Origin of the sequence: Prauserella sp. PE36 (assembly GCF_003311655.1) — a bacterium.
Lineage (GTDB): Bacteria > Actinomycetota > Actinomycetes > Mycobacteriales > Pseudonocardiaceae > Prauserella_A > Prauserella_A endophytica.
On record NZ_QEQT01000023.1, the window covers coordinates 1 to 6893 of the forward strand.

Sequence of the window (6893 nt, forward strand, 5' to 3'; positions counted from 1 at the left end):
TCGGCCGTTGGTCCCGCCGTTGATGCCCGGGTTCCGTTCGTGTCGGCGGGGTCTCGACCGTTGGTCCCGCCGCTGACGCCCAGGCTCCATTCGCGTCCCCCGGCCAACCTCGCTACCGCGCGGGGCCGACGATGCCGCGGGCGATGCCCAGCTCGACCAGGTCCTGGGGACGCAGGCGGAGCTGGTCGGCGGTCGTCGGCACCTCCGGCTCCGCACGCTTGAGGATCCTGGCCGCCGCCTCCGGCGAGGTCACCGAGAAGTAGCTGTCCGGCGTGACCCACGTCCGGCCCTCCGCGGCGAACGCGAGAGCTCCACCCGAGCCACCCTCGCCGATCACCAGTGTGGTCACCGGCACCCTGGCCGACGCGAGAGCCTCGAACATCTCCGCGATCGCCGGACCGATCCCCGCCCGCTCGGCATCGGCATCGTTCGCCGCGCCCGGCGTGTCCACGAGGGTCAGCACCGGAATGCCCAGCCGGTCCGCGAGCCGCACGAGCCGGGCCGCGGTGCGGAAGCCCGCCGGGCGCGTCGCCGTCCCGCACTGCGCCGCGTACGCGATCGTCGCGCCGTCGCGGTGCCCGAACCCGCACAGGACCCCGGAGTCCACCCCGCCGCAGCGGTCGCCGCTGATGTCCTCCCGCCACTCGAAGTAGTCGTCCACATAGGACTCCGCGCGGGGGCGGCTCGCCGCACGCGCCTGCTCCACCGCGGCCCAGCCCGTGTCCGGCAGGTCCGCGTCACCGAGGGCGCCTGGGGGCGCGGCCTCGGTCGCCGGTGTGGTCAGCAGCCGCAGCCACCGTTCGAGCTTCGTCCGCAGCCGCGCCGGGTCGATGATCTGGTCGACGTGGCCCGACGCGAACTGCCTCTCCGCCGTGTACGCGGCCGGGTCACCGGGCGGGCGCACCCGCGACCCGGCGAACCCGACCTGCGCGCCCGGCAGCGCGAGCGTGACGTCCGCGCCGGCGCCGAGCGTCGCCCAGCCACCACCCGTCGTCGGATCGCGCAGCACCGCGACTTGCGGCAACCCGGCCGCCCGCGTCAACGCCGATTCCCGCGCGATGCGCTGCAGCTGCGAAAGCGCCCGCATGCCCTCCTGCATCCGGCTGCCGCCGGTCGCGATCAGCGACACCACCGGAACGCCAAGCTCCCGCGCCCGCCCGAACGCGCGCTCCAGCCGCAGACCCGTGCGCCCGCCGAGCGAACCTCCCAGGTAGCCGAACTCGAACGCGATCAGCATCGCCTCGGTGTCGCCGACCTTGCCGACCCCGCACACCACCGATTCGCGCTCGCCGGTGCGTTCCGCCGCGCTCGCCCGCGCGCCGTCGTACCCGCGCCAGCCGATGGGGCCGTCGACACCGGTGTCGGTCACCTCGTCGGCGGGCAGCTCGGTGAATGCCGAGGCCACGGCGTCGATCGTCGCGCGCGCGGAGTCAGGCATTGAGGGCCCGCTTCATCACCTTGCCCATGTCATTGCGCGGCAACGCGGTCAGGAACCGCACTGCGCGCGGACGCTTGTGGGGCGTGAGCAACCGCGCTACATGATCGGCGAGCTGCTGCTCCGACGGCGGCTCGCCGCTGGGCACGACCCACGCCACGATGCGCTCTCCGAGGTCGTCGTCCGGCTCGCCCGTCACGGCCACCTCGGACACGGCGGGGTGCTCCAGCAGCGCGTTCTCGATCTCCCCAGCGCCGATCTTGTAGCCGCCGCTCTTGATGATGTCGGTGGCCTTGCGGCCGACGATGCGGATGTAGCCGTCGGCGTCGCGTGTCGCCATGTCGCCCGTGCGGAACCAGCCTCCCCCGCCGGTGAACGCCTCCGCCGTCGCATCCGGCCGGTTCAGGTACTCGGTGAACAGGTTCGGGCCACGCACCTGGATCTCGCCGACCGTCTCGCCATCGCTGGTCTCGATCGGCGCACCGGCCTCGTCGACCAGCCGCAGCTCGACGCCCCGCAGCGGGACGCCCACCGTGCCGGGTTTGCGTTCGCCGTCCGCGCGGACGCTGGTGTTCATGAGCGTCTCGGACATTCCGTAGCGCTCAACCACCTGCTGGCCGGTGGCCGCCGTGATCTGCTGGTGGTCGTGCACCGGTAACGCGGCCGACCCCGATACCAGCAGGCGGGCGCCACGCAGCGCCTCGGCGAGGCGCGGGTTGCCGCCGACCTCCGTGGCGATCCGGTGGTACATCGTGGGAACGCCGAACATCATCGTGCCGTCCTCGGCCAGTGCCGCCGCGATCCCGTCGGTTGAGAACTTGCCGAGGTGCCGCACCGAGCCGCCGCGCCGCAGCGGCCCGAGAATGCCGAGGATGAGCCCGTGCACGTGGAACAGCGGCAACGCGTGCACGAGCACGTCGTCGGCACTCCACTGCCAGGCGTCTTCCAGCGCGTCGAGCGTGCTGGCGATGGCCCTTCGCGGCAGCACGACGCCCTTCGGCGGGCCGGTGGTGCCGGAGGTGTAGACGATCAGCGCGGGAGCCTCGTCGTCCGGCTCCGGCGGCAGCTCGCCGGCGGAGGCGGTGAGCGTGACATCCTCGCGGGGCACGTCGCGCAGCCCCTCGGGCAACTCGACGCCCGGCTCCGTGAGCACGAGCGCGGGCTCGCTGTCGGACACGATGTGCGCGAGCTCTCGCTCCCCGAGCTTGGGGTTGAGCGGCACCGCGGGCACACCGGCGGCGAGCGCGGCGACCACGGCGACGCTCGTCTCCATGCTTGACGTGGCCCACACCGCGATCCTGGAAAGGCCACGCAACCGCTGCGCGAGCGAACCGGCCACGCCGGCCAGCTCGGCGTAGGTGAGCGACTTCTCTCCGAAGCGAAGCGCCGCCTTGTCCGGTGTCGTGTGCAGCGAGGGGAAGAGCACGGTCACGCGGTCTCCTTCTTCGATCACTGGGCCACCCGGAGCCGGGTGCGATCAGCACCAGCCACCCGGCGAGCGGTGCCACGGCGACAATGATGCCTCCGTACACCAGGAGCTGCCGGGAGAATCCATCCTGGTCCAGGTCCTCGCTCGCTTCGCCGGCATTGGTGGCTCGTGCGCTGGTCGCTCAGTGGGCTAGTGGCTCGGTGGTCTAATGGCTCAGTGGCCTAGTGGACAAGTGGCTAGACCACTTTGCGGCGGGCTGGCAGTCGATGTCAAGGCCCGGAGTGGTCGGGTGGATCAGTGGCACAGTGGCAGAGTGGCACAGTGGCACAGTGGCTGAGCCAATCCGACCGGCTTCCCGGCTGTTACGCTCCCGAGCACGGCTGGTCAGCGCGATCGAAGGGGGCCCGCATGCCTGATGCCCTGCGGCCCATGGCCCGCACCCGGCTGTACGAGCAGGTGCTGGAGCGGCTGCGTGAGTACGTGGCGAGCGCCGGGCTCAGCGCGGGCGACAAGCTGCCCGCCGAGCGCGAGCTGGCCCAGCGGCTGGGCGTGAGCCGGGCGTCGGTCAAGCAGGCGATCGTGGTGCTGGAGGTGCAGGGACTCGTCGAGGCTCGCCACGGCGGAGGCACGTACCTGGTCAGGGACACACTCGACGTGGAGCCGGTCGAGCAGCTCGTCGAGCGCCGCAAGCGCCTGCCGGATGTGCTCGAGGCCAGGGAGGCACTCGAGACGAAGCTCGCCGAGCTCGCGGCCGAGCGGCGCACCAAGGCCGACCTCGACGCGCTCGAGGCCGCGCTCGACCACATGCGCGGGGAGATCGCCGAGGGCGGGCACGGCGTGGAGGGCGACCGCCGGTTCCACGCCGCCGTCACAGCCGCCGCCCACAGCTCGATGCTCGCCGAGTTCATGCGCTCCATCGCCGACCAGATCACCGAGAGCCGTACCGAGTCGCTCCGGCAGCCCGGCAGGCCGTCCCGCTCGCTGAGCCAGCATCTGGCCATCTTCGACGCCATCAGCAGGGGCGACGCCAGTAAGGCCGCGACCGCCATGCGCAGGCACCTGCGCACCGTCGCCAAGGTTCGCCTGCTGGCCTGGAACCCCGACGACGACGCGGAGTGAGGTCAGCGCAGTGCGGGTGAAGGCCAGCCTGCCTGCGTGGAATCGGGGCACAGCGGCGCGGAACGCCTCCGTGTGGCTGTTGGGGCGACGGTGGGCGCGGTGAAGGTGGCCTTCGCCGCGGTGCGGCCGGGCGTTAGCCCGTGACCGTCAGCTGTACATCGGCCGCGTGACCGCCGCCGCAGCGCAGCACCACGGGATACGTGCCCGGCGCGGCATCGGTGCGGATCCGAGCGTGACCGGAGCCCACGCCGCCCACGTGCTCCGTGAGCACGGCGACCCCGCCATTGCCCGTGTACGGGCCGTCGTGGCCGGTCGCGGTGAAGGCGGGGGAGCCGACGTGGTTGATGCCCTCCGCGAGAGGGCATCTCGCGGTCACGTGGACGACCTCACCAGGGGATGCGGTCGATTTGTCGACAAACAACACGGAGCTGGCGGCAGCGGGCGCGGTGACCAGCGTGCAGGCGAGCGCGGCCACGGGCACGCTCAGCGCGAGACGGAGGATCTTCATCGCCACCCCAGACGCGTGGCCACGGCCCAGGTTGTGCTCGTGACCCGATCGGCTGGTCGTACGCTCGAAGGGTGCTAGTACTCGCCATCGACACCGCCACGCCCGCCGTCACCGCCGGTGTCGTCTCCGTGGACCGCGAGAGCGGGGCCACCCGCCTGCTCGCCGAGCGCGTCACCCTCGACGCCCGCGCCCACGGCGAGCTGCTCACCCCGCACGTCCGCGACGCCGTCGCCGAGGCCCGCCACACCCTGCGTGACCTCGACGCCATCGCCTGTGGAGTCGGCCCCGGCCCCTACACGGGCCTGCGCGCCGGCATGGTCACCGCGGCCGCGCTCGCCCACAGCCTCGGCATCCCGGCCTACCCGGTGTGCACCCTCGACGCCATCGCCGAGGACGCGGAGCGCGGCGAACCCTTCCGCGTGCTGACCGACGCGCGGCGCAAGGAGGTCTACTGGGCCGACTACGACGCCGAGGGTCACCGGGTCGACGGCCCGCACGTCGACAAGCCCGCCGACCTCCACCCCGCGGGGCGCGTGCTCGACCACCCGCGGCCCACTCCGCTCGGCCTCGTCGGCGCCGCGAAGGCCGCCCTGCTGAGCGGGCAGACCCCGGGCCCGCTCACGCCGCTCTACCTGCGCAGGCCGGACGCCGCCGAGCCGGGCACGCGGAAACGGGTGACCACGTCGTGAGACTGGAACCGATGCGCCGCAGGCACATCCGCCGCTGCGTCGAGATCGAGAAGATCCTCTTCTCCGGCGACAGCCCGTGGAGTGCCGGAGCCTTCCACGCCGAGTTGGACGCGGGCGGCTACTACCTCGTCGCGCTCGACGACGACGGCGAGGTGGCCGGGTACGCCGGCCTGGCGCTCCTCGGCAGGCCGGGCGACTGGGAGACCAGCGTGCACACCATCGGCGTGCTGCCGAGCCACCAGAGCAGGGGCATCGGCACAGCCCTGCTCGAAGCGCTGCTCACCCGCGCCGACGAGCTGGCCGCGCCCGTTTTCCTCGAGGTCCGAACCGACAACGACAGCGCCATCAGGCTCTACGAGAAGCACGGCTTCAGCCGCGTCGGCCTGCGCAAGCGCTACTACCAGCCATCCGGAGCCGACGCCTACACGATGACGCGTCCGGCCCGGCGAGCACAGGAGGTGGCCCGCTGATGTCCCGCATCGTCATGGGCATCGAGAGTTCGTGCGACGAGACCGGCGTCGGACTGGTTCGCCTGCACGACGACGGCACAGTGGAGCTCCTCGCCGACGAGGTCGCCTCCAGCGTCGAGCAGCACGCGCGCTTCGGGGGAGTCGTGCCCGAGGTCGCCAGCAGGGCGCACCTGGAAGCCATGGTGCCCACCGCCAAGCGCGCGTTCGAGACCGCGGGCCTCGAGCTGTCCGATGTGGACGCCATTGCCGTCACCGCGGGGCCGGGCCTTGCCGGTGCCCTGCTCGTCGGCGTCTCGGCGGCCAAGGCCTACGCCGCCGCGCTCGACGTGCCCCTCTACGGCGTCAACCACCTCGCGGGACACATCGCCGTCGACACCCTCCAGCACGGGCCGCTGCCAGCGCCGTGCCTCGCGCTGCTCGTCTCCGGCGGGCACACACAGCTGCTGCGCGTCGACGACATCGCGGGCAAGATCACCGAGATCGGCTCCACAGTGGACGATGCGGCGGGAGAGGCGTACGACAAGGTCGCCCGGCTGCTCGACCTGCCCTACCCCGGCGGGCCGCCGATCGACAAGGCCGCCAAGAACGGGAACCCGCAGGCGATCGCGTTCCCCCGCGGCATGACGGGCCCGCGCGACGCCCCGTTCGACTTCTCGTTCTCCGGCCTCAAGACCGCTGTCGCGCGGTGGGTCGAGGCGGCCGAACGGCGCGGCGAGCCCATCCCGGTCGACGATGTCGCGGCGTCGTTCCAGGAGGCCGTTGCCGACGTGCTGACCGCCAAGGCCGTGCGCGCGGCCACCGAGTCGGGCATCGGCACGCTCGTGATCTCCGGCGGGGTGGCCGCCAACTCCCGGCTGTCCTCGCTGGCCGCCGAGCGGTGCGAGGCGGCGGGTATCGAGCTGCGAGTGCCGAGGCCACGGCTGTGCACCGACAACGGTGCGATGATCGCGGCGCTCGGCGCCCACGTCGTGGCCGCCGGGTGCACGCCGAGCTCGCTCGATTTCTCGGCCAACCCGGCGCTGCCCGTCAGCACCGTCTCGATCTAGGAGTGTGCTGAACAACCCCGCCCGCAGCGAGCGGCGATCCAGGCTGCGGTGTCCTTGCGGGACACCCGCAAACCCGAGGTCCTTGCGGGACACCCGCAAACCCGAGGTCCTTGCGGGACACCCGCCACCCGAGCTCGGCAAGGCGGAGGGAAGCCCTCGTACCGGGTCGTACTCGGGCTTTCCGGCAACGCGGCGAG

General features: G+C 72.5%; 7 protein-coding genes. 4 read left to right on the forward strand and 3 right to left on the reverse strand.

From position 1 onward, the window contains the following. Positions 1–112 precede the first annotated feature (112 nt). Both DI005_RS00725 and DI005_RS00730 read right to left on the reverse strand, forming a co-directional pair. A complete protein-coding gene (locus tag DI005_RS00725; RefSeq protein WP_113640968.1) occupies positions 113–1438 on the reverse strand; it encodes a carboxyl transferase domain-containing protein in 1326 nt (441 codons plus the stop codon). Further along, a complete protein-coding gene (locus DI005_RS00730; protein ID WP_113640974.1) occupies positions 1431–2861 on the reverse strand; it encodes an acyl-CoA synthetase in 1431 nt (476 codons plus the stop codon). Before DI005_RS00730 ends, DI005_RS00725 begins: the two co-directional genes overlap by 8 nt. A gap of 411 nt (positions 2862–3272) precedes the next feature. Between DI005_RS00730 and DI005_RS00735 the strand changes: the two genes are divergently transcribed. After that, positions 3273–3983, forward strand: coding sequence for a FadR/GntR family transcriptional regulator (locus DI005_RS00735; RefSeq protein WP_113640969.1), 711 nt, complete (start codon positions 3273–3275; stop codon positions 3981–3983). A 133-nt stretch (positions 3984–4116) separates the two neighbouring features. Here DI005_RS00735 and DI005_RS00740 read toward each other — a convergent pair whose 3' ends face one another. Then, positions 4117–4491: a hypothetical protein gene (locus DI005_RS00740; protein ID WP_147263812.1), complete on the reverse strand. Its 375-nt coding sequence runs from the start codon at positions 4489–4491 to the stop codon at positions 4117–4119. Between the two features lie 71 nt (positions 4492–4562). Here DI005_RS00740 and tsaB point away from each other — a divergent pair, with 71 nt between their 5' ends. From tsaB to tsaD, 3 genes are read left to right on the forward strand one after another with little or no spacing between them, the layout of a single operon-like run. Next, positions 4563–5180 (forward strand): tRNA (adenosine(37)-N6)-threonylcarbamoyltransferase complex dimerization subunit type 1 TsaB, encoded by a 618-nt coding sequence (gene tsaB / locus DI005_RS00745; RefSeq protein WP_113640971.1) that lies wholly within the window; start codon positions 4563–4565, stop codon positions 5178–5180. Continuing rightward, positions 5177–5650 carry a ribosomal protein S18-alanine N-acetyltransferase gene (rimI, locus tag DI005_RS00750; protein WP_113640972.1) on the forward strand — a complete coding sequence of 158 codons (474 nt, stop codon included), beginning with the start codon at positions 5177–5179 and terminating at the stop codon, positions 5648–5650. Before tsaB ends, rimI begins: the two co-directional genes overlap by 4 nt. Next, entirely contained in the window at positions 5650–6696 is a 1047-nt protein-coding gene (gene tsaD / locus DI005_RS00755; RefSeq protein WP_113640973.1) for a tRNA (adenosine(37)-N6)-threonylcarbamoyltransferase complex transferase subunit TsaD, read from the forward strand. Before rimI ends, tsaD begins: the two co-directional genes overlap by 1 nt. Positions 6697–6893 lie beyond the last annotated feature (197 nt).

Excerpts from the sequence above, each read along its gene's own strand:
- DI005_RS00725 (WP_113640968.1), bottom strand. The coding sequence starts at position 1,438 with ATGCCTGACTCCGCGCGCGCGACGATCGACGCCGTGGCCTCGGCATTC.
- DI005_RS00735 (WP_113640969.1), top strand. The coding sequence starts at position 3,273 with ATGCCTGATGCCCTGCGGCCCATGGCCCGCACCCGGCTGTACGAGCAG.
- DI005_RS00740 (WP_147263812.1), bottom strand. The coding sequence starts at position 4,491 with ATGAAGATCCTCCGTCTCGCGCTGAGCGTGCCCGTGGCCGCGCTCGCC.
- tsaD (WP_113640973.1), top strand. The coding sequence starts at position 5,650 with ATGTCCCGCATCGTCATGGGCATCGAGAGTTCGTGCGACGAGACCGGC.